The sequence below is a fragment of the Mesorhizobium sp. 1M-11 genome (assembly GCF_001303895.1).
GTDB lineage: Bacteria > Pseudomonadota > Alphaproteobacteria > Rhizobiales > Rhizobiaceae > Mesorhizobium.
On record NZ_LJSD01000054.1, the window covers coordinates 110,808 to 133,400 of the forward strand.

Sequence of the window (22,593 nt, forward strand, 5' to 3'; positions counted from 1 at the left end):
GTTCCCCAGGCGTTTTGTCTTGAACAAGGCGCCCGCTGTTCCCACTTCGATCGGAAGCAGCCGCGCTTTGGCTGCCTCCAACCAAAGGAACGGGAGAAATGAACACGACTGCATTGATCCGCCCGGCCTGGACGCCGGCAACCATCGCGCTGATGGTTCTTGGCTTCGTGGTGTTCTGGCCGCTAGGCCTCGCCATGCTCGCCTACATCATCTGGGGCGACCGGCTCGACGGCTTCAAGCGCGACGTCAACAAGGCCACGGATGGCATCTTCGCCGGCTGCCGCCGCAGTGCCGACAAGGCTCATCGCTGGGGCCATGGCTCTGCCCGCACCGGCAATGTCGCCTTCGACGACTGGCGCGACAAGGAGCTGGAACGCCTGGCCGAAGAGCGCCGCAAGCTCGATGAGGCGCTGGCCGAGTTCGACGAGTATGCCCGCGAGCTGCGCCGCGCCAAGGACCAGGAAGAGTTCGACCGCTTCATGGCCCAGCGCAACAAGCCGACCGCGCCGACGACCACCAAGCCGGCCCCCGGCAAGTCAACCAAGGGAAAGGGCACGAACCTGCTCGACGACTGATCGACGCGATCAGCATGAGTTCCAGCGGCGCCGCCTGAAAAGCGGCGCCGCTGTCTTGTGAGCGCTCGCTGCGGCATCACCGCAAAGACCACTACAGATTTTTCCGAATCGCTTATGTTCCTCTTATGTCCTTCGCTTTCTTCCGCAACCTGACCAAGCCCAGGCCCGCTCAGACCGAAGAGCGCGAGCATCATGTGGCCGGGCGTACGCTGCCGCTCAGGATCGTGGAGAACGAGCGGGCCCGGCGCCTGACGCTGAGGATCGATGCCGGCGGGCAGAGCCTGCGCATCACGGTGCCGCCTGGCCTGCGCCAGGGCGAGGTCGAGAGGTTCCTCACCCGCCATCAGGGCTGGCTCGAACAAAGGCTGGCCAAGGTGCCGGACCGGCCGCAGGTGCGGCCGGGCATCAAGATCCCGCTGCGCGGCGTGCCGCATCTGGTCGTTCATGAACCGGGCAAGCGCGGTACCGTTGTGGTCGGCGCCGACGAAACCGGCCCGACGCTGACCATCCATGGCGATCGGCTGCACCTGCCGCGCCGAGTCGCCGATTTCCTCAAACGCGAGGCCAAGCGCGATATCGAGGCGCTGGTGCTGCGCCATACCGGCGCGATCGGCCGCAAGGCGAAAAGCGTCCGCTTCAAGGATACGTCGAGCCGCTGGGGCTCGTGCACCGCGGACGGCAACCTGTCCTTCTCCTGGCGCATCATGATGGCGCCGCCGCCGGTGATAAACTACCTGGTGGCGCATGAGGTGGCGCATCTCAAGGAGATGAACCACGGTCCTAAATTCTGGAAGCTGTGCGAAGAACTGTGCCCCGATACCGAGCGCTGCAGGGCCTGGCTGAAGAAGAACGGCGGTGCGCTGCAGGCGATCGCGTTCGAGTAGAAACCGTCTGTCGACAGTCCGGCCCCGCTCACAGCGATTTCGTCAGCCACAGGATCAGGTCGTCGTCAACGCGCACGGACTGATCGGGAGCAACCGGCTTTTCGCCATAGGTGATGCCGCGTCCATCCGGGAGATAACCCAGCCTGACATAGAGGCGCTGGGCCGCACCATAGTCGGCATAGAGGCCGACGCCCAGGCCGATCCTCGGCTTGCCGGCCGAGGCGGCGAGCTGTTCGAAGCGACCGATCATCCCCGTGGCGATACCGCCGCCGCGCGCAGCCTGCGCGACAACCAGATTGTTGATTTCGGGAATGCCCGCTGCCTTGAACGGCGGATAGCCCGACTGCCACAGCAGCGTGCCATAGCCGACAACGTCCTGGCCTTTGAACGCAATCAGCACGACGCGGCGGCCCTGAGCGGCATCGGCAAGATAGCCTTGCCAGAGTACGGGGTCGGCATTCCATGCCGGGCCGCCGTCCGTCGCAGCGATCCGCTCCGGATCGCCGGCTTCGAGGGCCCTGATGGTGAAGCCGTCCGTCATCGCCGCCAGTCTTTCGTCGCCTATCCGTTGTTCCGACAGATGGCCACAGCTCCTGTCGGAAGCAACTCCATGGCATGGTCCAGACGACAGTGACAGAACCGGCCAGGCGAACCCGGCCGGTCCAGTCGCAAATGCGTCTGCGCAGTCGTTTACAGGCCAGGCAATTTCTCGATCCCGGAAAGGATACGATAAGCCGCCTCTATCCGAACCGGGATGGGATAGCTCTTGTTCGCCAGGATGACGATACCGACCTTCCTCGCCGGAATGAACGCGGCATAGGCGCCGAAACCGTTCGTCGAACCGGTCTTGTTGAGCCAGGCATCGGCTCCCGCCGGCACTGGCGGATTGAGCTTCTCGGCCTTCTGCGGCTTGAACGCCATGTCGGCCGAATTGCCAGCCAGCAGCCTGTCGAGAGTGGTTGGATAGGCATAGCTCTCCCAGCCCAGCCCTTGAGTCATGCCGCCGACCTTGTAGTAACCGAGATGTGTGCCGGCGATGGCGGCGCGCAGTTTCTCATCCGACACCGCGCCACTCATGTTCGCTTCGACGAAGCGGATCAGATCGGGCGCGGTGGTCTTGATGCCATAGGCCTGCGAATCCAGAACGCCTGATGTCACGCGAACGGGCTTGCCTGCTTTCGAATAGCCATAGGCATAGTCGCCCATCCGCGCCTTGGGCACGTGGATGAAGGTGTTGGAGAGGCCGAGCGCCGGCAGGAGCTTTTGCTCCATGAGCACATCGAAGGGCTTGCCCATGCTTTCTGCCGCCAGATAACCGAACAGGCCAATGCTGGGGTTGGAATAGCGGCGGTGCGTGCCCGCCGGGAATTCCGGCTTCCAGGCCTGGAAATAAGCAATCATTCCGTCCTGATTGGTCACATCGTCCGGGACCTGCAGCGGCAGGCCACCCGCCGTGTAAGTGCCGAGATCGAGGACATCGGTCTCGCCCAAGGCACCGCCGTCAAGCGCCGGCAAGTAGGTGCTCGCCTTTTCAGACAGCGAAAACGTGCCGCTTTCCACGGCATAGGCAGCCAGCGTTGCGGCAAAGGTCTTCGATACCGAACCGATTTCGAAGATGGTGTTTTCCGTGACCTTCCGGCCGCTTTCCTTGGAAGCGACACCGTAGCCGAAGAAAAACCGCTTGCCGTCGACCGTGATCGCCACGGCCATGCCGGGCAATCCGTTTTCCTTCATCACCGGCCGGACCGTCTCGTTCACCAGTTGCTCCAGCTGGTGCTCGGCACCCTTGCTGTCGGCGGCGTGGGCATTGGTGACTTGCAGGAATGCAGCTGCAAGGATTCCGATTTTGAGAATTCCGGTCATGGTCTTTGGATCCTTCGATAAGCCGGCCATGTCAAACTTGCGATGCGATGCGGCCGATCTCAGCAATGACGGCATCACGGTCCTTGGAGGATATCTCGGGTATCTCACAGAAGGCCGTCACGATCAGCGGGGCACGATCCGGCGGCCAGATGACAGCGATGTCATTGGCGTTGCCGTGCTTATCGCCGTTGGTGCCGGTCTTGTCGCCGACAAGCCAATCTCCAGGCACGCCGGCACGCAGCCGCGTGTCGCCGGTCTTGTTGGTGATCAGCCATGCCGCCAGTTGAGACCGCGACGCCGCTGATAGCACGTCGGAGAACAGGAGCTTGCGCAGGGTTTCGGCCATGGCGGCTGCCGTGGTGGTGTCGCGCTGGTCATCCGGACCGTCGTGGAAGTTCAGTTCGAGTTCAAACCTGTCCAGACGGGTGAGATCATCGCCAAGGCGGCGACAGAAAGCCGTCAGCGCAGCCGGGCCACCGAAACGGGCCAGCAGCAGATTCGCAGCCGTGTTGTCGCTGCGGGTGACGATCGCATCGCACAGTTCGGCAATCGTCAGGCCCGGACCGCCGAGATGCGGCTTGGTCACCGGCGAATTCGCCGTGACGAGATCCTTTTTTGTGATCTTGATGCGCTCATCGAGCTTTTCCTCGCCCTTGTCGACACGTGCCAGCGCGAAGGCGGCCAGCAGCGCCTTGAAAGTGCTGCACATCAGGATGCGCTCGTCAGCCCGATGCTGAATGCGCCGGCCGTTGCCGAGATCGAGGATCGTCACGCAAAAGCGGCCGGGATGTTTGCGCTCCAATTCGGCAAGCTTGTTTTCAGCTTCGCCGCTGCGTTCTGCACGTGCGATCGAATCGAAAGCCGCCAAGGTCGGCATGGCAAGAAGGCTGCCGGCAAGAGCCTGCCGGCGCGAAAAGGACATCGTCATTCGCGTGTTCCATGTCAGCATTGATTGGGAGAGAGGAACGAACGCCAACGGTCTCAGACCGGTGGCCAACTCCCATTCGCGACTCTCGGGTACAACTATGGCGATGCCGCTTGCCCCAAGCAAACGATCAATTCTAAGCTCTGGCATGAACAAAACTTGGTCATAGCCCTATGGAAGTGTCGCAACTGCCGCTCAACGCCCTGCGCGCCTTCGAGGCTTCGGCGCGCCATTGCAGCTTCACCCGGGCCGGGCTCGAACTGCGCGTCACGCAGACGGCGATCAGCCACCAGATCAAGGCGCTCGAGGATGCCCTGGGAGTGACCCTGTTCAAGCGGTTGCCGCGTGGGCTGGCAATGACCGACGAGGGCCACGCATTGCTGCCCGTGCTCAGCGATGCCTTCAGGCGCATGAGCGCAACCCTGAGTCAGTTCGAGGACGGCAATTACCGTGAAATCCTGACGGTCGGCGTGGTCGGCACCTTCGCCATCGGCTGGCTGCTGCCGCGGCTCAATGCGTTCAAGGAACAGCACCCACATCTCGATCTGCGCCTCAAGACGAACAACAACCGCTCGGACATCGTGCTCGACGGGCTCGATTTCTTCATCCGCTTCGGCGATGGCGCCTGGCACGGCACAGAGGCCTTTCACCTCATGGATGCTCCACTCTCACCCGTGTGTGCGCCGACGCTGCATCCGCGCCTTGGCACCCCCGCCGACCTGGCCAATGCCGAACTGTTGCGCTCCTACCGGATCGACGAATGGAAGCTGTGGTTCAAAGCTGCCGGGACAGAGGCACCGAGCCTGCGTGGCTGGATGTTCGATTCCTCGCTGACGCTGGTGGAGGCGGCAGCGCGCGGGGTCGGCGTCGCGCTGGTTCCGGTGGCGATGTTCAGCCACGACATCGCGACAGGCCGGATCGTGCAGCCCTTCGACATCGCCGTGCACACCGGGAACTATTGGCTGACGCGGCTGAAATCGCGCGAAGAGACGCCGGCAATGACCGCGTTCCGGGAATGGCTGGTCGACACGACCGACCAGGCTTGATCGGCGCGCCAGTCGCTGCAGAAGCCGGATTCAATCGTCATTGGCGGCATTGAGTTCGTCGGGCCTCAGCCCCTCGTCCTCCTGGCGCGGCCAGGGCAGGAATTCCTTCTCGAAGGCATCGCCACCGAAATAGTCGAGCGCGCGATGCGCCTCGGCCCCGTTGAAGGCAGCCTTGTCGATCAGATGCGCGATCACTTCACGCGCCTGGGCGAGCTTTTCCTTCAGCTCGGTGACGGTGTTTTCGGCCATGGCAATGCTGCTCCCATTTGCTGACAAGGTAGCCGCTTTCCTCATTTCGGCAAATCGTCGCTTTTCCTCGACTTTGCCGGCTTTTCGTGGCACTTGCCGGCCTCATGGCACGTGAGAACACACGCGAGATCAAGATATGCGGTCTCAAGACCGAGACGGCCCTGGCCGCCGCGCTTGACAATGGCGCCAGCCATGTCGGCTTTATCTTCTTTGCCAAGAGCCCGCGCAACATCGCGCCTGCCGATGCCGGACGCCTGCGCCAGGCGGCACACGGCAAAGCCAAGGCAGTCGCCGTCACCGTCGATGCCGACGACGCCTTTCTGGACGAGATCGTGACGGCGATGGCGCCCGACATGCTGCAACTGCACGGCTCCGAAAGCCCCGAACGCGTGGCCGAAGTGAAGGCCCGCTATGGCCTGCCGGTCATGAAGGCGTTTTCGCTGCGCGAAGCCGACGATCTCGCCGCCGTCACACCCTATCGCGGCGTCGCCGACCGTTTCCTGTTCGATGCCAAGCCGCCCAAAGGGTCCGAATTGCCTGGCGGCAACGGTGTTGCCTTCGACTGGCGCATTCTGACCAGCCTTGACGCCGATCTCGATTACATGCTTTCGGGAGGGCTCAACGCAGACAATGTCGGCGAGGCGCTGGCAATCGCCAATCCGCCCGGCCTCGATATTTCGTCCGGCGTTGAAAGCGCGCCGGGGGTCAAGGATGTCCGGCTGATCGCAGAGTTCTTTCAGGCAGTGCGGGCAGCGCGTAAAATCCGCGCCGCCTGAGCATCAAACAGCTTTCTAGGAGATCGGCTATGAACAAGCCGGCGTTGCCAAATTCCTTCCGCACGGGTCCCGACGAGCAGGGCATGTTCGGCATTTTCGGTGGCCGCTTCGTCGCCGAGACGCTGATGCCGCTGATCCTCGACCTGGAGCGGGAGTGGAACAAGGCCAAGGATGATCCGGAGTTCAAGGCCGAGCTCTCGGCACTGTCGACCTTCTATGCCGGCCGGCCCTCCAAGCTCTATTTCGCCGAAGGCCTGACCCGCCATCTCGGTGGTGCCAAGATCTACCTCAAGCGCGAGGATTTGAACCACACCGGCTCGCACAAGATCAACAACTGCCTCGGCCAGATCCTGCTGGCCAAGCGCATGGGCAAGAAGCGCATCATCGCCGAAACCGGCGCCGGCCAGCATGGCGTGGCCTCCGCCACGGTCGCGGCACGCTTCGGCTACCCTTGCGTGGTCTATATGGGCGCCACCGACGTCGCCCGCCAAAGCCCCAACGTCTTCCGCATGAAGCTCCTGGGTGCCGAGGTGCGGCCGGTGACCGCCGGTCACGGCACGCTGAAGGATGCGATGAACGAAGCGCTGCGTGACTGGGTCACCAATGTCGAGGACACCTATTACCTGATCGGCACCGCCGCCGGCCCCCACCCCTATCCGGAACTGGTGCGCGACTTCCAGTCGGTCATCGGCACGGAAGCCCGCCAGCAGATGCTGGAGCAGGAGGGTCGCCTGCCCGACACCATCATCGCCGCCGTCGGCGGCGGCTCCAATGCCATCGGCCTTTTCCATCCCTTCCTCGACGACAAGGATGTCGAGATCATCGGCATCGAGGCGGGCGGCCGCGGGCTGGACGGCGTCGAGCACTGCGCCTCGATGAATGCCGGCAGGCCGGGCGTGCTGCATGGCAACCGCACCTACCTGCTGCAGGACGACGACGGGCAGATCCTGGAAGGCCATTCGATCTCGGCCGGCCTCGACTATCCGGGCGTCGGTCCCGAGCACAGCTGGCTGCGCGACAGCGGCCGGGTCGACTACCAGCCGATCCTCGATGACGAGGCGCTGGAGGCATTCCAGCTCTGCACGCGGACCGAAGGCATCATCCCGGCGCTGGAATCGGCACATGCCATCGCGCATGCCGTCAAGATCGCGCCCAATATGGCCAAGGACAAGATCATCATCGTCAACCTGTCCGGCCGTGGCGACAAAGACGTCCACACGGTCGCAAAGATGATGGGCATGGAGATATGAGCACTTTCGAGATCTATCACTCCAGGCACAATCCCCACCATTATGTGGCGGTGGAGGCCGGCGACCAGCGCGAAAACGCCAAGGGCGTGCGCGACAGCCAGAACCTCAAATTCCTGACCAATGTCGCCGACGACGGCGAGCCGCGCATCGCCTTCGATCCGAAGCTGGCACGCAGCCGTATCGCGCGCGACGGCTTCTACGCCTTCGCGGTGACCATCGAAATCCGCGAACATCCCGAATGAGACGGATGCTTGCGATCCTCGACCTTGCCGCGTCTGGCTCCACAGCCTCCGGCGTAACCACCCAGATCCATTCGACTATGAAGGGCATGGCATGACCACCCGCATCGACCGCCGCATGGCGAAGCTGAAAGCAGAGGGCCGTCCGGCGCTCGTCACCTATTTCATGGGCGGCGACCCGGACTACGACACCTCGCTGTCGATCATGAAGGCGCTGCCCAAGGCCGGCAGCGACATCATCGAGCTCGGCATGCCTTTTTCCGATCCGATGGCCGATGGTCCGGCGATCCAGGCTGCCGGCCTGCGCGCGCTGAAGGGCGGACAGACGCTGAAGAAGACGCTGGCCATAGCCGCCGAATTCCGCAAGGGCGACGACGAGACGCCGATCGTGCTGATGGGCTACTACAACCCGATCTATGTCTATGGCGTCGACAATTTCCTGGCCGAGGCCAAGGCATCCGGCATCGACGGACTGATCATCGTCGACCTGCCGCCGGAAATGGATGCGGAACTGTGCATCCCCGCCTTGAAGGCCGGCATCAACTTCATCCGCCTCGCCACGCCGACCACCGACGACAAGCGCCTGCCCAAGGTGCTCGAGAACACCTCCGGCTTCGTCTACTACGTGTCGATGACAGGCATCACCGGGTCGGCGCTGGCCGACACAACCAAGGTGGCGACCGCCGTCCAGCGCATCAAGGAACACACCGACCTGCCGGTCTGTGTCGGCTTCGGCGTCAAGACCGCCGAGCAGGCGCGCATCATCGGCGCTTCCGCCGACGGCGTGGTGATCGGCACGGCGATCGTCAATGCGATAGCCAATGTGCTGGGCCCGAAAGGCGAGAAGACCGCCGACCCGGCCGAGGCCGTGGCCACGCTGGTGAGCGGCCTGGCACAAGGCGTGCGTTCGGCCCGCCTTGCTGCTGCCGAATAGTTTTCCTACCTCTTTCCAATCACGACGCCCAACCACGCTATTGGGGCAGGAGCCGAAGCGATGAACTGGATCACCAACTTCGTTCGCCCGAAGATCAATTCGATGCTGGGCCGCCGGGAAGTGCCGGAGAACCTCTGGGTGAAAGACCCGGAAACCGGCGAGATGATCTTCCACAAGGACCTGGAAGGGAATCAGTTCGTCATCCCATCCTCAGGCCACCACATGAAGATCTCGGCCAGGGAGCGGCTGAAGTTCTTCTTCGACGACGGCAAGTACGAGGTCATCGAGAACCCCAAGGTCCCCATCGACCCGCTGAAGTTCCGCGACGAGAAGCGCTATACCGACCGCCTCAAGGAGGCGAAGGCCAAGACCGGACTGGAGGACGCCATCCTCAACGCCACCGGCACGATCGAGGGCCTCCCCGTGGTCGTTACCGTGCAGGATTTCGCCTTCATGGGCGGATCGCTCGGCATGGCCGCCGGTGAGGCCATCATCCGCGCCTTCGAGGTCGCCTTGCAGCGCAAGCGCCCGCTGATCCTGTTCGCTGCATCCGGCGGCGCGCGCATGCAGGAGGGTATCCTCTCGCTGATGCAATTGCCGCGCACCACCGTTGCCGTCGACCGGCTGAAGGAAGCCGGCCTGCCCTATTTCGTCGTGCTGACCAATCCGACGACCGGCGGCGTTACCGCCTCCTATGCGATGCTGGGCGACGTACACATCGCCGAACCCGGCGCGCTCATCGGCTTCGCCGGCCCGCGCGTCATCGAGCAGACGATCCGCGAGAAGCTTCCCGAAGGCTTCCAGCGTTCGGAATATCTGATGCAGCACGGCATGGTCGACATGGTCGTCTCCCGGCTGGAGATGAAGAAAACCGTGGCCGGCCTGCTCAAGCTGCTGCTCAAGCAGCCGCCGGAAAAGAAGACCGCCGAGCCGGAAATCCTGCCTCCGGTTGTGACCAAGCCCGAAGCGCGACCGCAGGCGTAACCCTATCCAAGTGCAGCGCGGAGCCTCCGCATGACAACACTCTCCGCCGAGCGTCAGATCGAACATCTGATGACGCTGCATCCGAAGGGCTTCGACCTTTCGCTGGATCGCGTCAGCCGCCTGCTGGAGCGGCTGGGCAATCCGCAGGACAGGCTGCCGCCGGTGATCCACATTGCCGGCACCAACGGCAAGGGCTCCTGCGCGGCCTTCTCACGGGCGCTGCTCGAGGCCGCCGGCTACCGCGTGCATGTGCACACTTCGCCGCATCTGGTGAACTGGCACGAACGCTACCGGCTGGGCGCCGAAGGCGGCGGCAGGCTGGTGGAAGACAAGGTCTTCGCCGACGCGATCGCCCGCGTGGCGGAAGCCAATGCAGGCGAGACGATCACCGTCTTCGAGATCCTGACCGCTGTCGGTTTCCTGCTGTTTGCCGAGCATCCGGCGGACGCCGCCATCATGGAGGTCGGCCTCGGCGGGCGGTTCGATGCCACCAACGTCATCAAGCGGCCGGCGGTCTCGGTGATCATGCCGGTGTCGCTCGACCACGAAGCCTATCTCGGCGATCGCGTCGAACTGATCGCGGCCGAAAAGGCCGGCATCATCAAACGCGGCTGCCCGGTCGTGGTCGGTGCGCAGGAGTTCGAAGCGGCACAGCTCGTGCTGATCGAGACCGCCGAGCGGCTGCGCGCGCCGCTCTCGGTCTATGGCCAGGATTTCCTTGCCTTCGGAGAGAACGGCCGCATGGTCTACCAGGACGGTGACGGGCTGATGGATCTGTCGCCGCCGCGCCTGCCCGGTCGCCACCAGTTCGCCAATGCCGCGGCGGCCATCGCCGCAATCAAGGCCGCCGGTTTCGAGATCGGCGAACATGACGCCGACCAGGCAATGACCAGCGTATCCTGGCCAGGCCGCATGCAGCGGCTGACGCAGGGACGCCTGGTGGACCTGGCACCGCGCGGCGCCGAGATCTGGCTGGACGGCGGCCACAATCCGGGCGCCGGCACGGCCATCGCCGAGGCGCTCGCCGAGCAGGAGGAAAAGACGCCGCGGCCGCTGTTCCTGATTTCAGGCATGATCAACACCAAGGACCAGAGCGGCTATTTCCGCGCCTTCAAGGGGCTGGCCAGGCATGTCTACACGGTGCCGGTGTCGATGAGCGATTCCGGGGTGCCGAACGACGAACTCGCTGCACGCGCGGCCGAGGCGGAGCTGTCGGCGGAGCCGGTCAGCTCCGTCGCCAACGCGCTGATGCTGCTGCGCGATACCTGGGACGAAAAGGAAGTCCCGCCGCGTATCCTGATCGGCGGCTCGCTCTATCTGGCCGGTGCCGTGCTGGCCGAAAACGGTACCCCGCCGAGCTGAACCTGACGCTCACATTACGCTTGGGCTGCCTTATGCGGCGGCTTCTCAGTCCGGGCGGTGCCAGCCCAGCCGTGTCTCGATACGCCGAGCGCTTTCCTTGACCAGCGCTACCAGATCCGGATCCTTCTGCTTGATCTTTACATCCGGCACGACAATGGAAACCGTGGCTCGACAGGCACCTTGAGAGTCGCGGATGGGAGCCGCGACACAGGCGACCGAAAAATCGGACTCGCCGGCCTGGATTGACAGGCCCTGCTCGAGCGCAGCGGCAGCGGCGGACGCAAGCAGTTCCTTATCGGTTTCGGCGCGGCCGGTGGGCGAGGCCGTGGCCGAGCGGCCGAACAGCTCCAGCCGTTCGGCTTCGGAAAGATGGCCAACCAAAAGGCGCCCGGAGGCGGTCCAATTCAGCGGCGTGCGTGTGCCTACGCGCGAGGTGACCTGGAAGTGATCCGATCCTTCCTCCATGGCGAGCACCACCATGTTGTCGCCGTCCCTGCCGCAAATCTGAACCGTCTCGCCCGAACGGTGCGCCAGCTGGTGCATCTCGTGCACGGCAACCTCGAGCAGATCCAGCGAACGGGCATAGCTCAGGCCGTAATGATAGAGCCGCGGCCCGAGCCACAGCAGCCCGCCGTCCTTGCGATCGAGCATCTCCTTGTCGACAAGGTCGTCAACGATGACGTAGATGGTCGACAGTGGCGCACCAACAGCGCGCGCGATCTCGTATGCGGTGGTCGGCCGGCCCTGCTTCTGCAAATGGTCGAGGACCTGCAGCGCCCGATCGATGCCGCTGGTGCGCGAACGGCGCGGCATCCGCGCCGTTTTCGCCTCGCCCACCTCAATATCAGTCTCTGTCGTCGACATGAAATCTCGCCTTTTTCACCCCCATAGTAGAATCAGGGGTTGGTGCGCAACAGACGTTCAATCCGGCCATTTGAGGATCGCCGCCTCACGCGCCAGCAGGCGATCCTCGAAAGGCGTCGCAATGACTGTGTTCGACTTCCGTGCCTGATCCAGTTCCTCGGCAAGCCGCTTCGCCACGATGAACTCCTCATTGGGATGCAGGTTGCACGGGTCGAGGAAGAAGTAGCCATGCTCGACCTCGTGATCGCGCACAATCACCGGCGGATCGCCGGCGGCCAGCCGGTCGGCGAGATCCCAAGCGGTGATGTTTGCCGCTTCGGTGTCGACGTTCACCTTCAACCGGTCGAGCGGGTTGTGCGTCGGATCGGGAACGACCGCAGCGGTGATACCCGGCCGGTCAGCCAGGGCCTCGACCCAGCAATCCAAGACGAGCCGCTCGCGAGCACGGATACCGGCATGATCGCGGCTCTTCCAGGCTTGCAGTGCGGCAAGCGCGCCGACGATGCCTTCCTTGCCGACCTTCATGCCGCGGCCGATGCCCCGGTTCTGCAGATAGGTGTCACGCACCATTTCCTTGCGTCCGGCGACGATGCCGGACGTCGGACCGCCGAGGAACTTATGGCCGGAATAAAGCGCCAAGTCTGCACCGTCAGCGAGGAAGCCAGTCATATCGTACTCGGAGGCGGCATCCACGATCACCGGCACGCCGCGGGCATGGCAGACATCGCAGAATATTTTCAGCGGAATCTGGGCATAGTCGACGACGTGATGCGACACGACATAGACGGCCGCGGCCGTGCGTTCGGTGATCGCACCGGCCAGTTGATACGCATGAGCGCTCGTGGCCTGGCCGACGGGAACGACCTTCGCGCCGGCCAGCCGGATCGCCTGCTCAACCGGCGCGCCGTAGCTGACCATGTGGCCGGATTGGATCAGGACCTCGTCCTTCAATCCAGTGGCGTCGGGCAGCCGTTCGATCGCCGCCAGATCGGAGCCGGTCATGCATGCCGCGGCGGCCAGCGTGATGCCCGCCGAACAGGACGCCGTGACGAAGCCGGCTTCTGCGCCGGTAAGGTCCGCGATCATAGAGCTGGCGCGGCGATAGAGATCACCCATCTCGACGAATTCACCGAGAATGGCCGAAACCGCCTCGACAGCGTCGGGTACCACGATGGAGGCACCGAGCGCCGTCATCGTGCCGGAGACGTTGATGACCGGCCTGAGCTTGAGCCGGGCGCGGATGTCGATCTGTTTTCTGCTGGAGGGCTTGTCCATGGTATTCCTCATCAATCGTTCGTCAGTCAATCGCGACGATGGCTTCGATCTCGACAGTGATCTGGCCGGGTAGCGAACCTTGGCCTATGGCAGAGCGGGCATGCGCGCCGGCCGGCCCGAAAACGTCGATCATCAGGTCGGAGCAGCCATTGATGACCGCCGGATGGTCGGCGAAATCCGGTACGGCGTTGACCATGCCGAACAGCTTGACCAGGCGGCGCACGCGCGAAAGGTCGCCCAGGGCCGCGTGCATAACCGCGATCAGGTTGACGCCGGTCAGCTGGGCATGAGCGTAGGCCTGCTCGATGGTGACATCCGCGCCGACCTTGCCGATATGCTTGCGGCCGTCAGTTTCGATCGGTCCTTGGCCTGACAGGAACAGCAGCTTGCCTTCCTGCACATGGGTGACGAAATTGGCGATCGGCGGCGGCGCCTCGGGAAGCGTGATCCCGAGCGCCTTCAATCGCTCATAGGGCGTCTCGTGCGGACGCTTCGTTGTCGAAAAATTCATGCAAGGCTCCAGTCAGGCTCTTCCGTCGTGGCGGATACAGGCCACATGATGCCCACCGTCGATCTCGACGGTAGGCGGAACGATTTCCGCGCAGGCGGCAATCGCCTCGGGGCAGCGGGTGCGGAAGACGCAGCCGGACGGCGGCGCGATCGGGCTCGCGATATCGCCCGTCAGCGCCACATGCGTGCGCCGGCGCGTCGGGTCTGGCACCGGTGCGCTGGCGAGCAGCGCCCTGGTGTAGGGGTGTCGCGGCGCAGCATAGACCAGCTTGCTCGGACCCCGCTCCATCACCCGGCCGAGATACATCACCACCACCTCGTCGCAGAGATATTCGACCACCGACAGGTCGTGGGCGATGAACAGCAGTGTGAGCCCCAGCCTCTTCTGCAATTCGCCAAGCAGGTTGAGAACCTGCGCCTGCACCGACACGTCGAGCGCCGAAACCGGCTCATCGGCGACGACGAATTCCGGCTCCACGGCAAGCGCCCGCGCAATGCCGATGCGCTGGCGCTGACCGCCGGAAAATTCGTGCGGATAGCGCAAGGCGTGGTCCGGCGACAGGCCGACCAGCGTCAGCAGTTCAGCGATGCGCTCCTTGCGCTTCCTACCGCGCGGAAAACCGCAGGCGTCAAGCGCCTCGCCAAGGATGGCCGACACGCGCAAGCGCGGATTGAGGCTGGAGAACGGGTCCTGGAAAACGATCTGAAGCTTGCGTCGATAGGCGCGCATCTCGGCGGTCGACAGCGAGAACAGGTCGACACCGTCGAACAGTGCCTTGCCCGAAGTCGGCTCGGTCAAGCGCAGGAGGACGCGGCCGGCAGTGGTCTTGCCGGAACCGCTCTCGCCGACCAGCCCCACCGTCGAACCGCGCTTCACCGTGAAGCTGACATCCTCCACCGCGTGGACGATGCGGCCGTTGCGGGCCGGAAAATGTTTGGTGAGGCCCTCTACGACAAGCAGCGGCTTGGTCTCGATACGGCGATCGATCTCAGTGACGGCGCTCATAGCTCCGCGCTCCTGATGCAGCGGGAGAACCCGTTCGCGCCGGCCGGTACCAGCGGCGGAGGCGCTGCCTTGCAGGGCGGGATGGCGAAGTCGCAGCGCGGCTCGAAGGTGCAGCCTGGCGGCAGCATGGTGATCGGCGGCACCGAGCCTGGAATGGAATAGAGGGCGCGACGCTCGCCCGCTGCATCGATATCACGCCCGGCATTCGGCGTGCAGGCGAGCAACCCCTTCGTGTAGGGATGGCGCTGATGCGCGAACAACTGGTTGACCGGCGCCTGCTCGACGACGCGGCCGGCATACATGACCACAACATTGTGAGCGATCTCGGCTACCACGCCGAGATTATGTGTGATGAACAGAATGGACATGCCGAACTCGCCCTGCAACCGGCGCAACAGGTCGAGGATCTGTGCCTGGATGGTGACGTCAAGCGCCGTCGTCGGCTCGTCCGCGATCAGCAGCGAGGGGTTGCAGGCCAGCGCCATGGCGATCATGACGCGCTGGCGCATGCCCCCCGACATCTGGTGCGGATAGTCGTCCAGGCGCGAAGCGGCGTCCGGGATCTCGACATGCTTGAGCATGGTCAGGGCGCGCTTGCGCTTTTCCTCGCGGCTCACCTTCTCGTGCAGCGCGATCATCTCGCCGATCTGGTCGCCGACCGTATAGAGCGGGTTGAGACTGGTCATCGGCTCCTGGAAGATCATGGCGATCTCGCGGCCACGGATGCGGCGGAAGTCCGCGGGCCGGAAGGTGACGAGGTCATGCACGTTCTCGGTGCGATCGCGGAACAGGATCCGGCCGCCTTCGATCCTGCCTGGGTGCGACAGAAGTCCCATGATCGACAGGCTGGTGACCGACTTGCCGGAGCCACTCTCGCCAACCACGGCAAGCGTCTCGCCGCGCTTCAGGTCAAAGGTCACGCCGTCGACCGCCTTGGCGGTGACGTGCCGGGTAACGAACCAGGTCTTCAGGTCCTGGACGGACAGGATGGTGTCGGAGGCCAGGCTGTCGCTCATGATTTCCATCCGCAATGCGGGCAGACCTGGCCACCGCTCGGCGCGCCTTCCACCGGCACGTAGCGGTGCGCAGGAACTGCCTCGGCGCCGAGGATCGCATGGCGCGGCTCGAACAGGCGGTGCAGCGTCGAGGCCGCTCCCTGCGAATCCTTCACCGTCACATCGGCCTCGACGAGATCGAACAGCGTGAATTCGGCCGGCTTGCCCTTCTCCATGAGCTTTTCGCTCGGCAGCGAGATCGCCCGCCGCGGCGCGACGGTGGAGGCGGCGACGACATCTTCGAATGCCATGCCAAGCGAGAGAAGCTTCGACATGGTGGTGGCCATATCCCACACGGACGTGTCCATCGAACGGTTGTGCAGGTCGGTCGAGATCGTCTTCGGCGGCAAGCCGCGCGAAAGCGCTGCCTTGGCCACGTCGAAGGAGAAGGAGGCGCCGCCATGGCCGACGTCGAGCACGATGCCGCGCGCGGCCGCGTCCTCGGCCAGCCGGTAGAGGTCCTCGTCCTCGAGGATCGACCCGCCGGCCTTGCCGTTGAAGCAATGGGTGACGATATCGCCTTCCGAAAGCAGCGGCAGGATGTCGTCGTAGAGCGGCGGCGGTTCGCCGACATGCACCATGATCGGCAGCTTCAAGATGCGGCTGAACTTCTTCGCCAGCCGCACCGGGGTAAGGTCCCAGCCACCAGTGATGACATGGCTTGCCCGCACCTTCAGCCCGACAATGACATCGCGATTAGCCTCGACGGTGGCGATGGTGCGGTCGATGTCGATCGAGCGCATGTCGATCAGTTCGGAGACGCGGTTGCAGGCCACCAGCCCGATCGAGCCTATGTTCAGGAAGGCGTAGATATTCTCCCGCGCCGGCTCGATGACATATTCGCGAAAGCCGTGGAAATTAGCCTCGCCGGCCGAGCCCGCGTCGACCATGGTGGTAACGCCGCGCGCCGCGCCGCACTGCTCGGGGCGCAGCGAGATGTCGGTGCCGCCATACCAGACATGGACATGCAGGTCGGTCCAGCCGGGTGACAGATATGCGCCGTTCGCCTCCACGGTCCGCACATCGTCGCCCGCCGCGATTGTCGACCCGATCTCGGCGATACGACCGTCCCTGCCGACCAGCACATCCAGCCGTTCGGGGAAACCGGAGCCGAAGCCGACAGGCCTTGCCCCGCTGATCAGCAGCGGCCGCTGAGCTTGCGGGAAGCGATTGGCGAACATCAGATATCCTTTGCCAGGCGGGGATCGAGGAGATCGCGCAAGCCGTCGCCGACCAGTTGCAGCGCGAGCACGGTGATGACGATGGCGGCACCCGGAAACATCATGATCCAGCCGGCCTGGTCCATATACTGCCGGCCGACCGCGATCATGGTGCCCCAGGTCGGGATGTCGGGTGAGATGCCGACGCCGAGAAACGAAAGGCCGGCCTCGGCCAGGATGGCGTTGGCGAAGATGAAGGTGCCTTGCACCAGTATCGGCGAGGCGATGTTGCGCAGCACATGCCGCACAAGGATCACCGGGGTCGGCACGCCGAGAGCGCGGGCTGCCTCGACATAGGGCAGCTCGCGGATCACCAGCGTCGAGGCGCGCACCACGCGCGCCAGCCGCGGCGCATAAACGATACCGAGTGCCATCACAACGTTGACGGCGGTCGGGCCGAGTGCTGCGACCAGCGCGATAGCGAGCAATATGTCGGGAAAAGTCATCATGGCGTCGACAAGGCGCGACACCGGCATGTCGAGCTTCTTGAAGAAGCCGGCCATCAGCCCGAGCACAATGCCGACGATCGACGAGAAGACCACGACGGCAAGCGCGACCGACAGCGAGGTGCGTGCGGCGTAAAGCATCCGGGAAAAGACGTCGCGGCCGAGATCATCGGTGCCGAACAGATGCGTGAGGCTCGGCGCCTCCAGCCGGTGCGCGACGGAAAGCTTGACCGGCGCATAGGGTGCGATCCATGGCGCCAGAAGCGCGGCTAGCGCGATCACCACCAGCACGACCAGCCCGATCCCCGAGGTCGGCCGGCCCATCAGCCTCGCCAGCAGGTTGGGTTCGCTTTGCAGGGGGGCGGAGATGGCGGCCATCAGGCGCGTACCCTTGGATCGATGGCAAGATAAAGCATGTCGATGGCGAAATTCACCAGCACGTAGAGGCCGGCGATGACCAGGAGCGCGCCCTGGATGACCGGGTAGTCGCGCCTCAGCACCGCCGACACCACCAGCGAGCCGACGCCCGGCAGGCTGAACACCGTCTCGGTGACGACGGCACCGGAGATCAGCAGTGCCGCCGTCAGGCCGATGACGGTGAGGATCGGGATCAGTGCATTCTTCAGCGCATGTTTGAGAACCACGCGCCACTCGCTCATGCCCTTGGAACGGGCAGTGCGCACATAGTCGTCGTTGAGCACGTCGAGCATGGAGGCGCGCGCGAAGCGCGTGATCAGCGCCGACGAGACGAGGCCGAGCGCCAGGGCCGGCAGGACGAGATGATTGAGCCGCTCGAGGAAGGATGCGCCCGGTCCGCCATAACCAGACGTGTCGAACCAGCCGAGCTTCACGGCGAAGAACTGGATGAACAGCAGGCCGAGCCAGAAGCTCGGCACGCTGGCCGCGAACATGGCCAGTGTCGTCGCCACCTGATCGAAGGTGGAGCCGCGCTTATAAGCTGAAAGGATGCCGACTGGCAGCGCAATCACTGTGGCGATCAATAGCGAGAAGACGGTGAGGAAGAAAGTCGGCTCGGCGCGTTGGGCGAGTGCCGTCGTCACCGGCTGGTTGAGGAAGATGGACTGGCCGAAATCGCCCTGCACGACGCCGAGAACATAGCGGCCGAACTGCACGACCATCGGCTGGTCGAGGCCGAGCCTCGAACGAAGTGCGGCGACGTCGGCGGCAGTGGCGTCCGGACCCAGCATGACGGCGGCCGGGTCGCCGGGCGTGACGCGCACGATGACGAAGACGATGGTCACGACCAGCGCCATTACCACGATCATGCCGAGGAGCCTGTTGAAGATGGTGCGCAGCATCGGCTCACGATCCTTGCATAGTCGCTGGAAACTTGCCGGGCGCCGGCACCTTTCGGCGCCCGGCGGCCTCTTCCGCAGAAGAGGACGGGCGGGAGGAACGGCTTACTTTTCCAGATAAGCGTTCCAGAAGAAGGGCCACGGCGACGGCGTCATCCCTTGCAGGTTCGGCGCCTGCGCGGCGAGCGCGTTGAAGTCGCCGACCTTGTAGATCGGCGCTTCTTCGTAGATCACCTTCTGCACATCCTCATAAAGCTTGGCGCGCTTGGCCGGATCGGACTCGGCGTTGAAGGCCTCGACCACCTTGTGCTTCGCGTCGGTCGCCCACCAGCCAGGCGTCGTGTCCGACATGAAGCCATTGAGCGAGGGTTCGGGCAGGAAGGGGCTGTGGGTGATGTAGATGTCCCACAGCTTCGGGTCCTGGCGGTTCTTCGTCAGCGTCGCCCATTCGACCACGTCGAGTTGGACCTTGAAGCCGGCCTGCTCGAGATAGGCCTGTGCCACCTGCGCCATCTTGTAGTGGAACTCGTATTGGCGGCTGGTAAGGATGCGCAGCGGCTTCGAACCGTCGTAGCCGGCTTCCTTGAGCAGCGTCGCGGCGGTCTCGGTGTCGCCGTCGGACTTATAGGCGTCAGTGCCCACTTTATTGTGCCAGGCGAAGCCTTCCGGATACATCGATCCGTCGATTGTGAAGAAGTCCGTCGAACCGAAGGCGGCGGTCAGCATGTCGTTCGGGGCAAGTGCTGCCTGCACCGCTTTGCGGATGCGGATATCCGAATTCAGGCCTTCCTTGGTGTTCATGACGAAGACCGGCCAGCCGAACGGCTTGAGGATCACCGGCTTGGTCTTGCCGCCGGAGATCTTGTCGTAGGCTTCCACCGGCAACGCGTCGGCATAGGCGAATTGGCCAGCCACCGCGCCCTCCACGCGTGTATTGGGGTCCGGCACCGGCACGAAGCGGATTTCGTCGAGATACTGCTTGCGCGCGCCGCCGTAGACGTTCGGCTCACCTTCGCGCGACTTGTAGCCGTCGAAGCGGGCAAGCTGGATGAACTGGTCGGGTTTGCGGTCCTTCAGCAGGTACGGACCCGTGCCTATGAATTTGGTGAGGGGGTCTTCACCGGCATTTTCCGATGGGATGATGATGGCCGCCGCATTGTTGAAAGCGAGCAGCGAGACCAGCGGCGCATAGGGTTTCTTCAGCACGATCTTGATCGTGCTGGCGTCGACCGCTTCAATGGAACTGATCACCTCGGCCGCCTGCTTGCCGCGCGTCGCCACCTTCTCCCAGCGCTGCAGCGAGGCGACGACATCGGCCGAATCCATGTCGGAGCCGTCGTGGAATTTGATGCCGGTCCTGAGTGGGATGGTGTAGGTCAGCCCGTCCCCCGAAATCCCGGGCAGGTCGGCTGCGAGAAGCGGCGTGATGCTCCAGTCCTTGCCGAAGGTGTAGAGCGTCTCAAAGATGTGCTGGGTGACGATGCCAACCAGATCGGCGGTCGAGGCCATCGGATCGAGCGTCGGCGGCTCGCCAACGGTCGCCACGTCGATCACGCCACCCTTGACCGGTTCGGCCCAGGCTCCTTGCACGGCAGGCAATGTCATTGCGGCAAGCAGCGCGGCAACACTCAACAAGCGTCTCATAGCCTCTCCTTGTTCCCTTATTATGTAATTTATGCTTTATTTGTGTATGACTATTCCATCCACTTTCCGTTTCGTCAAGCGCGAGCGGCTGACGACTCAATCCCTCCTGGCGCTGCCGCAACGCGCGACCGGCGCTGCGATCACGCGCCCGGCGTGAGAAATACTGTCTGATTTGAAGGGAAAGATCTGACTGGCGAGTCATCGGCCGGCAGCGTCGGCCTCAATGCTCGGCGCCAGCATGCGATGGTTCTCTGGAGCAATTCCAGGAAAAGTGCACCGCGTTTTCCGTCCGGAATTGCTTAAAAAACAAAGAGCTAGAGGGTCTTCGCGAAAAACGGAAACGCTCTAGCCGGCAAGATGCATGGCGGCCGGCAACGCCAGCGACAGGCCTGACAGGAAAAGCAGTAAAAAGACGCTCGTGCGCATCGTCCGCTGCGACAGCGACGGCGGCCAGCGGCGCGCCGCATAGGTCATCAGCATCACTGTCGGTATGGCGAGAACGAGCGCGATAGGCGACAGGGACGGCAGGTTGCCGCTTGCCACCACGACGACGAGCCGGACCGCCTGCGCGGTGCCGAAAGCGGTGACCAGCGTTTCGCGAATGCGTGCATGCGGCAACGGCTGGCGAAAAAGAAGATAGACGAGCGGTGGACCACCGGTCGCGAACAACCCGCTCATCAGGCCCGAGATGACGCCGAAGCCGACGAAACTCGCATTCGACGACCGCTTTGCCAAACCGGCGGGCCTGATGGCCAGTTGCAGGCTGGACAGCATGATGACCAGACCAAGTCCTATCTTCAAGAGATCGGACCGCGTATCCGCCAGCCATTCCAGCAGCGCATAACCCACGAACAGGGAAGGCAGGCTTGCGACCAGGATCAGCCGCAACTCCCGCAGAGCAACCTCGCGCCAGCCGCCCTGGACCAGCATCTGCGTGGCATTGATCAAGGTGAGCATGCCGACCATCGCGGCGGCATCGGGCAGAGGCAGCAGGCCGACGAGCGCGATCGCGCCCATCATGACCAGACCGAAGGCGAAACCCGTCAATGTCTGGACGTAGGCTGCGACCGCGGTAAAACCGACAAAGGCGACGAGAGACCCTAGACCCATGACATCCCGTACGACGCGGGGATGGAATCGCGCAAGCTGGCCACTGGGATCAAAACACGCCTATTTCAGCTCGATTTCGATGAAGGCGTATTCGCCGTCATTGGCGTTGATGACGTCGTGCTCGACGCCTTCCTTTCGGAAATAGGGCACGCCCTTCTTCATCTCGGCGACGCTCTCGCCGTCGTCGGTCAGCAGCTTCACCTTGCCGTCCATCAGCGGCACGACGACATAGTCATGGCCATGGCGATGCCAGCCCGTGTTGGCGCCCGGCGCAAAACGGTACTCGGTGACGATGACGCGTTCGTTGTCGATGAAGACGGTGGCTTTGGCGGTTCCGGTCATGCTTTCCTCCTCTTTCGACCAGCGAGCGTGCATATTCAGCTTGGGTGCTGATCATTTGCGCTGCCCCTCACCTGCCTGCCGGCATCCTCTCCCCGTTAACAGGGAGAGGGACGCTCCCGCCGAGGATTTCGCCAATCGCCAGCGTTGCAGGACGGGCACCATCGTTGCGGACAGCCTCCTTCTCCCCGTTTACGGGGAGAAGTGCCCGGCAGGGCGATGAGGGGCGGCGCCAACAATCCCACAAAAGATGTGCCGCCGGCCTCTTTTCGGTAAAGGAAAAGCCATCCCACGCTACAATACGAGGGCCAGTACCGAGGTTCGGTGGGGGCAAACAAAAAGCCCGGCGCTAGGCCGGGCTTTTATCGTATCGGAACCGAAAGCGATCAGGCGACGGCGCCGTTGATCCAGTGCGACAGCGCGGTCTTGGGGGCGGCGCCGACCTTGATGTCGGCCACTTCGCCACCCTTGAAGATCATCAGGGTCGGGATCGAACGCACGCCGAACTGCGCGGCGAGTTCCGGATTTTCATCGATGTTCAGCTTGGCGACTTTGACCTTGGCGCCGAGTTCGCTCGCAATGTCTTCCAGCGCCGGGGCGATCATCTTGCAGGGGCCGCACCATTCCGCCCAGAAATCGACGACGACCGGCACATTGGCCTCGAGTACGTCAGCACGGAAGTTGTTGTTGTCGACCTTGACGGTGGCCATAGCCAAGTCCT

Annotated in this window: 25 protein-coding genes; 9 read left to right on the forward strand and 16 right to left on the reverse strand. The window is 63.7% G+C overall.

The window, feature by feature from the left end; genetic code table 11:
• The first annotated feature begins 98 nt into the window (after positions 1 to 98).
• Both AO692_RS23975 and AO692_RS23980 read left to right on the forward strand, forming a co-directional pair.
• Positions 99 to 575, forward strand: coding sequence for a DUF2852 domain-containing protein (locus AO692_RS23975; RefSeq protein ID WP_054312577.1), 477 nt, complete (start codon positions 99 to 101; stop codon positions 573 to 575).
• Positions 576 to 700: 125 nt separating this feature from the next.
• Positions 701 to 1,459: a M48 family metallopeptidase gene (locus tag AO692_RS23980; RefSeq protein ID WP_054312578.1), complete on the forward strand. Its 759-nt coding sequence runs from the start codon at positions 701 to 703 to the stop codon at positions 1,457 to 1,459.
• 28 nt (positions 1,460 to 1,487) lie between these two features.
• Here AO692_RS23980 and AO692_RS23985 read toward each other — a convergent pair whose 3' ends face one another.
• From AO692_RS23985 to bla, 3 genes are all read right to left on the reverse strand, one after another.
• A complete protein-coding gene (locus AO692_RS23985; RefSeq protein ID WP_054312579.1) occupies positions 1,488 to 2,000 on the reverse strand; it encodes a GNAT family N-acetyltransferase in 513 nt (170 codons plus the stop codon).
• A gap of 149 nt (positions 2,001 to 2,149) precedes the next feature.
• Positions 2,150 to 3,322: a class C beta-lactamase gene (gene ampC / locus AO692_RS23990; protein ID WP_054312664.1), complete on the reverse strand. Its 1,173-nt coding sequence runs from the start codon at positions 3,320 to 3,322 to the stop codon at positions 2,150 to 2,152.
• A gap of 31 nt (positions 3,323 to 3,353) precedes the next feature.
• On the reverse strand, positions 3,354 to 4,250 hold the full coding sequence (gene bla, locus AO692_RS23995; protein WP_054312580.1) for a class A beta-lactamase: 897 nt from the start codon (positions 4,248 to 4,250) through the stop codon (positions 3,354 to 3,356).
• A 170-nt stretch (positions 4,251 to 4,420) separates the two neighbouring features.
• On the opposite strand from bla, the gene AO692_RS24000 reads away from it, so the two are divergent.
• On the forward strand, positions 4,421 to 5,293 hold the full coding sequence (locus AO692_RS24000; protein WP_054312581.1) for a LysR family transcriptional regulator: 873 nt from the start codon (positions 4,421 to 4,423) through the stop codon (positions 5,291 to 5,293).
• Positions 5,294 to 5,323: 30 nt separating this feature from the next.
• Here AO692_RS24000 and AO692_RS24005 read toward each other — a convergent pair whose 3' ends face one another.
• Positions 5,324 to 5,542 carry a hypothetical protein gene (locus AO692_RS24005; protein ID WP_054312582.1) on the reverse strand — a complete coding sequence of 73 codons (219 nt, stop codon included), beginning with the start codon at positions 5,540 to 5,542 and terminating at the stop codon, positions 5,324 to 5,326.
• A 104-nt stretch (positions 5,543 to 5,646) separates the two neighbouring features.
• Here AO692_RS24005 and AO692_RS24010 point away from each other — a divergent pair, with 104 nt between their 5' ends.
• The 6 genes from AO692_RS24010 (at position 5,647) to AO692_RS24035 (ending at position 11,087) form a co-directional block, all read left to right on the forward strand.
• Complete coding sequence (locus AO692_RS24010; protein WP_054312665.1) at positions 5,647 to 6,318, forward strand: phosphoribosylanthranilate isomerase; 672 nt, start codon at positions 5,647 to 5,649, stop codon at positions 6,316 to 6,318.
• Positions 6,319 to 6,347: 29 nt separating this feature from the next.
• Positions 6,348 to 7,568: a tryptophan synthase subunit beta gene (trpB, locus tag AO692_RS24015; RefSeq protein WP_054312583.1), complete on the forward strand. Its 1,221-nt coding sequence runs from the start codon at positions 6,348 to 6,350 to the stop codon at positions 7,566 to 7,568.
• On the forward strand, positions 7,565 to 7,810 hold the full coding sequence (locus AO692_RS24020; protein ID WP_054312584.1) for a hypothetical protein: 246 nt from the start codon (positions 7,565 to 7,567) through the stop codon (positions 7,808 to 7,810). The genes trpB and AO692_RS24020 overlap by 4 nt, the downstream gene beginning before the upstream one ends.
• A 91-nt stretch (positions 7,811 to 7,901) precedes the next feature.
• A complete protein-coding gene (gene trpA, locus AO692_RS24025) occupies positions 7,902 to 8,741 on the forward strand; it encodes a tryptophan synthase subunit alpha (protein WP_054312585.1) in 840 nt (279 codons plus the stop codon).
• A 60-nt stretch (positions 8,742 to 8,801) separates the two neighbouring features.
• On the forward strand, positions 8,802 to 9,725 hold the full coding sequence (gene accD, locus AO692_RS24030; protein ID WP_054312586.1) for an acetyl-CoA carboxylase, carboxyltransferase subunit beta: 924 nt from the start codon (positions 8,802 to 8,804) through the stop codon (positions 9,723 to 9,725).
• A gap of 30 nt (positions 9,726 to 9,755) precedes the next feature.
• Positions 9,756 to 11,087 (forward strand): folylpolyglutamate synthase/dihydrofolate synthase family protein, encoded by a 1,332-nt coding sequence (locus AO692_RS24035; RefSeq protein WP_054312587.1) that lies wholly within the window; start codon positions 9,756 to 9,758, stop codon positions 11,085 to 11,087.
• Positions 11,088 to 11,132: 45 nt separating this feature from the next.
• On the opposite strand, the gene AO692_RS24040 is transcribed toward AO692_RS24035, so the two are convergent.
• The 12 genes from AO692_RS24040 to trxA form a co-directional block, all read right to left on the reverse strand.
• Positions 11,133 to 11,951 carry an IclR family transcriptional regulator gene (locus AO692_RS24040; protein WP_054312588.1) on the reverse strand — a complete coding sequence of 273 codons (819 nt, stop codon included), beginning with the start codon at positions 11,949 to 11,951 and terminating at the stop codon, positions 11,133 to 11,135.
• Positions 11,952 to 12,008: 57 nt separating this feature from the next.
• Positions 12,009 to 13,226, reverse strand: coding sequence for an aminotransferase class V-fold PLP-dependent enzyme (locus AO692_RS24045; RefSeq protein WP_152979949.1), 1,218 nt, complete (start codon positions 13,224 to 13,226; stop codon positions 12,009 to 12,011).
• 22 nt (positions 13,227 to 13,248) lie between these two features.
• Positions 13,249 to 13,737 carry a RidA family protein gene (locus AO692_RS24050; RefSeq protein ID WP_054312590.1) on the reverse strand — a complete coding sequence of 163 codons (489 nt, stop codon included), beginning with the start codon at positions 13,735 to 13,737 and terminating at the stop codon, positions 13,249 to 13,251.
• Positions 13,738 to 13,749: 12 nt separating this feature from the next.
• Positions 13,750 to 14,742 carry an oligopeptide/dipeptide ABC transporter ATP-binding protein gene (locus AO692_RS24055; RefSeq protein ID WP_054312591.1) on the reverse strand — a complete coding sequence of 331 codons (993 nt, stop codon included), beginning with the start codon at positions 14,740 to 14,742 and terminating at the stop codon, positions 13,750 to 13,752.
• Positions 14,739 to 15,746 (reverse strand): ABC transporter ATP-binding protein, encoded by a 1,008-nt coding sequence (locus AO692_RS24060; protein ID WP_200911777.1) that lies wholly within the window; start codon positions 15,744 to 15,746, stop codon positions 14,739 to 14,741. Before AO692_RS24060 ends, AO692_RS24055 begins: the two co-directional genes overlap by 4 nt.
• Positions 15,747 to 15,754: 8 nt before the next feature.
• On the reverse strand, positions 15,755 to 16,978 hold the full coding sequence (locus AO692_RS24065; protein ID WP_054312593.1) for an amidohydrolase/deacetylase family metallohydrolase: 1,224 nt from the start codon (positions 16,976 to 16,978) through the stop codon (positions 15,755 to 15,757).
• A complete protein-coding gene (locus AO692_RS24070; RefSeq protein ID WP_054312594.1) occupies positions 16,978 to 17,841 on the reverse strand; it encodes an ABC transporter permease in 864 nt (287 codons plus the stop codon). Before AO692_RS24070 ends, AO692_RS24065 begins: the two co-directional genes overlap by 1 nt.
• Positions 17,841 to 18,782 (reverse strand): ABC transporter permease, encoded by a 942-nt coding sequence (locus AO692_RS24075; RefSeq protein ID WP_054312595.1) that lies wholly within the window; start codon positions 18,780 to 18,782, stop codon positions 17,841 to 17,843. The genes AO692_RS24070 and AO692_RS24075 overlap by 1 nt, the downstream gene beginning before the upstream one ends.
• Before the next feature lie 102 nt (positions 18,783 to 18,884).
• On the reverse strand, positions 18,885 to 20,384 hold the full coding sequence (locus AO692_RS24080; protein ID WP_244483473.1) for an ABC transporter substrate-binding protein: 1,500 nt from the start codon (positions 20,382 to 20,384) through the stop codon (positions 18,885 to 18,887).
• 384 nt (positions 20,385 to 20,768) lie between these two features.
• Positions 20,769 to 21,533: a sulfite exporter TauE/SafE family protein gene (locus tag AO692_RS24085; protein WP_054312597.1), complete on the reverse strand. Its 765-nt coding sequence runs from the start codon at positions 21,531 to 21,533 to the stop codon at positions 20,769 to 20,771.
• A 60-nt stretch (positions 21,534 to 21,593) separates the two neighbouring features.
• The gene (locus AO692_RS24090; protein ID WP_054312598.1) at positions 21,594 to 21,875 is read right to left on the reverse strand and encodes a cupin domain-containing protein; all 282 of its coding nucleotides are present in this window, start codon (positions 21,873 to 21,875) and stop codon (positions 21,594 to 21,596) included.
• A gap of 383 nt (positions 21,876 to 22,258) precedes the next feature.
• Entirely contained in the window at positions 22,259 to 22,582 is a 324-nt protein-coding gene (gene trxA / locus AO692_RS24095) for a thioredoxin (RefSeq protein ID WP_024924257.1), read from the reverse strand.
• Positions 22,583 to 22,593 lie beyond the last annotated feature (11 nt).

Coding starts and splice junctions, on each gene's coding strand:
- AO692_RS23975 (WP_054312577.1), top strand. CDS start 99: ATGAACACGACTGCATTGATCCGCCCGGCCTGGACGCCGGCAACCATC.
- AO692_RS23980 (WP_054312578.1), top strand. CDS start 701: ATGTCCTTCGCTTTCTTCCGCAACCTGACCAAGCCCAGGCCCGCTCAG.
- AO692_RS23985 (WP_054312579.1), bottom strand. CDS start 2,000: ATGACGGACGGCTTCACCATCAGGGCCCTCGAAGCCGGCGATCCGGAG.
- ampC (WP_054312664.1), bottom strand. CDS start 3,322: ATGACCGGAATTCTCAAAATCGGAATCCTTGCAGCTGCATTCCTGCAA.
- bla (WP_054312580.1), bottom strand. CDS start 4,250: ATGACGATGTCCTTTTCGCGCCGGCAGGCTCTTGCCGGCAGCCTTCTT.
- AO692_RS24000 (WP_054312581.1), top strand. CDS start 4,421: ATGGAAGTGTCGCAACTGCCGCTCAACGCCCTGCGCGCCTTCGAGGCT.
- AO692_RS24005 (WP_054312582.1), bottom strand. CDS start 5,542: ATGGCCGAAAACACCGTCACCGAGCTGAAGGAAAAGCTCGCCCAGGCG.
- AO692_RS24010 (WP_054312665.1), top strand. CDS start 5,647: ATGGCACGTGAGAACACACGCGAGATCAAGATATGCGGTCTCAAGACC.
- trpB (WP_054312583.1), top strand. CDS start 6,348: ATGAACAAGCCGGCGTTGCCAAATTCCTTCCGCACGGGTCCCGACGAG.
- AO692_RS24020 (WP_054312584.1), top strand. CDS start 7,565: ATGAGCACTTTCGAGATCTATCACTCCAGGCACAATCCCCACCATTAT.
- trpA (WP_054312585.1), top strand. CDS start 7,902: ATGACCACCCGCATCGACCGCCGCATGGCGAAGCTGAAAGCAGAGGGC.
- accD (WP_054312586.1), top strand. CDS start 8,802: ATGAACTGGATCACCAACTTCGTTCGCCCGAAGATCAATTCGATGCTG.
- AO692_RS24035 (WP_054312587.1), top strand. CDS start 9,756: ATGACAACACTCTCCGCCGAGCGTCAGATCGAACATCTGATGACGCTG.
- AO692_RS24040 (WP_054312588.1), bottom strand. CDS start 11,951: ATGTCGACGACAGAGACTGATATTGAGGTGGGCGAGGCGAAAACGGCG.
- AO692_RS24045 (WP_152979949.1), bottom strand. CDS start 13,226: ATGGACAAGCCCTCCAGCAGAAAACAGATCGACATCCGCGCCCGGCTC.
- AO692_RS24050 (WP_054312590.1), bottom strand. CDS start 13,737: ATGAATTTTTCGACAACGAAGCGTCCGCACGAGACGCCCTATGAGCGA.
- AO692_RS24055 (WP_054312591.1), bottom strand. CDS start 14,742: ATGAGCGCCGTCACTGAGATCGATCGCCGTATCGAGACCAAGCCGCTG.
- AO692_RS24065 (WP_054312593.1), bottom strand. CDS start 16,978: ATGTTCGCCAATCGCTTCCCGCAAGCTCAGCGGCCGCTGCTGATCAGC.
- AO692_RS24070 (WP_054312594.1), bottom strand. CDS start 17,841: ATGGCCGCCATCTCCGCCCCCCTGCAAAGCGAACCCAACCTGCTGGCG.
- AO692_RS24075 (WP_054312595.1), bottom strand. CDS start 18,782: ATGCTGCGCACCATCTTCAACAGGCTCCTCGGCATGATCGTGGTAATG.
- AO692_RS24080 (WP_244483473.1), bottom strand. CDS start 20,384: ATGACATTGCCTGCCGTGCAAGGAGCCTGGGCCGAACCGGTCAAGGGT.
- AO692_RS24085 (WP_054312597.1), bottom strand. CDS start 21,533: ATGGGTCTAGGGTCTCTCGTCGCCTTTGTCGGTTTTACCGCGGTCGCA.
- AO692_RS24090 (WP_054312598.1), bottom strand. CDS start 21,875: ATGACCGGAACCGCCAAAGCCACCGTCTTCATCGACAACGAACGCGTC.
- trxA (WP_024924257.1), bottom strand. CDS start 22,582: ATGGCCACCGTCAAGGTCGACAACAACAACTTCCGTGCTGACGTACTC.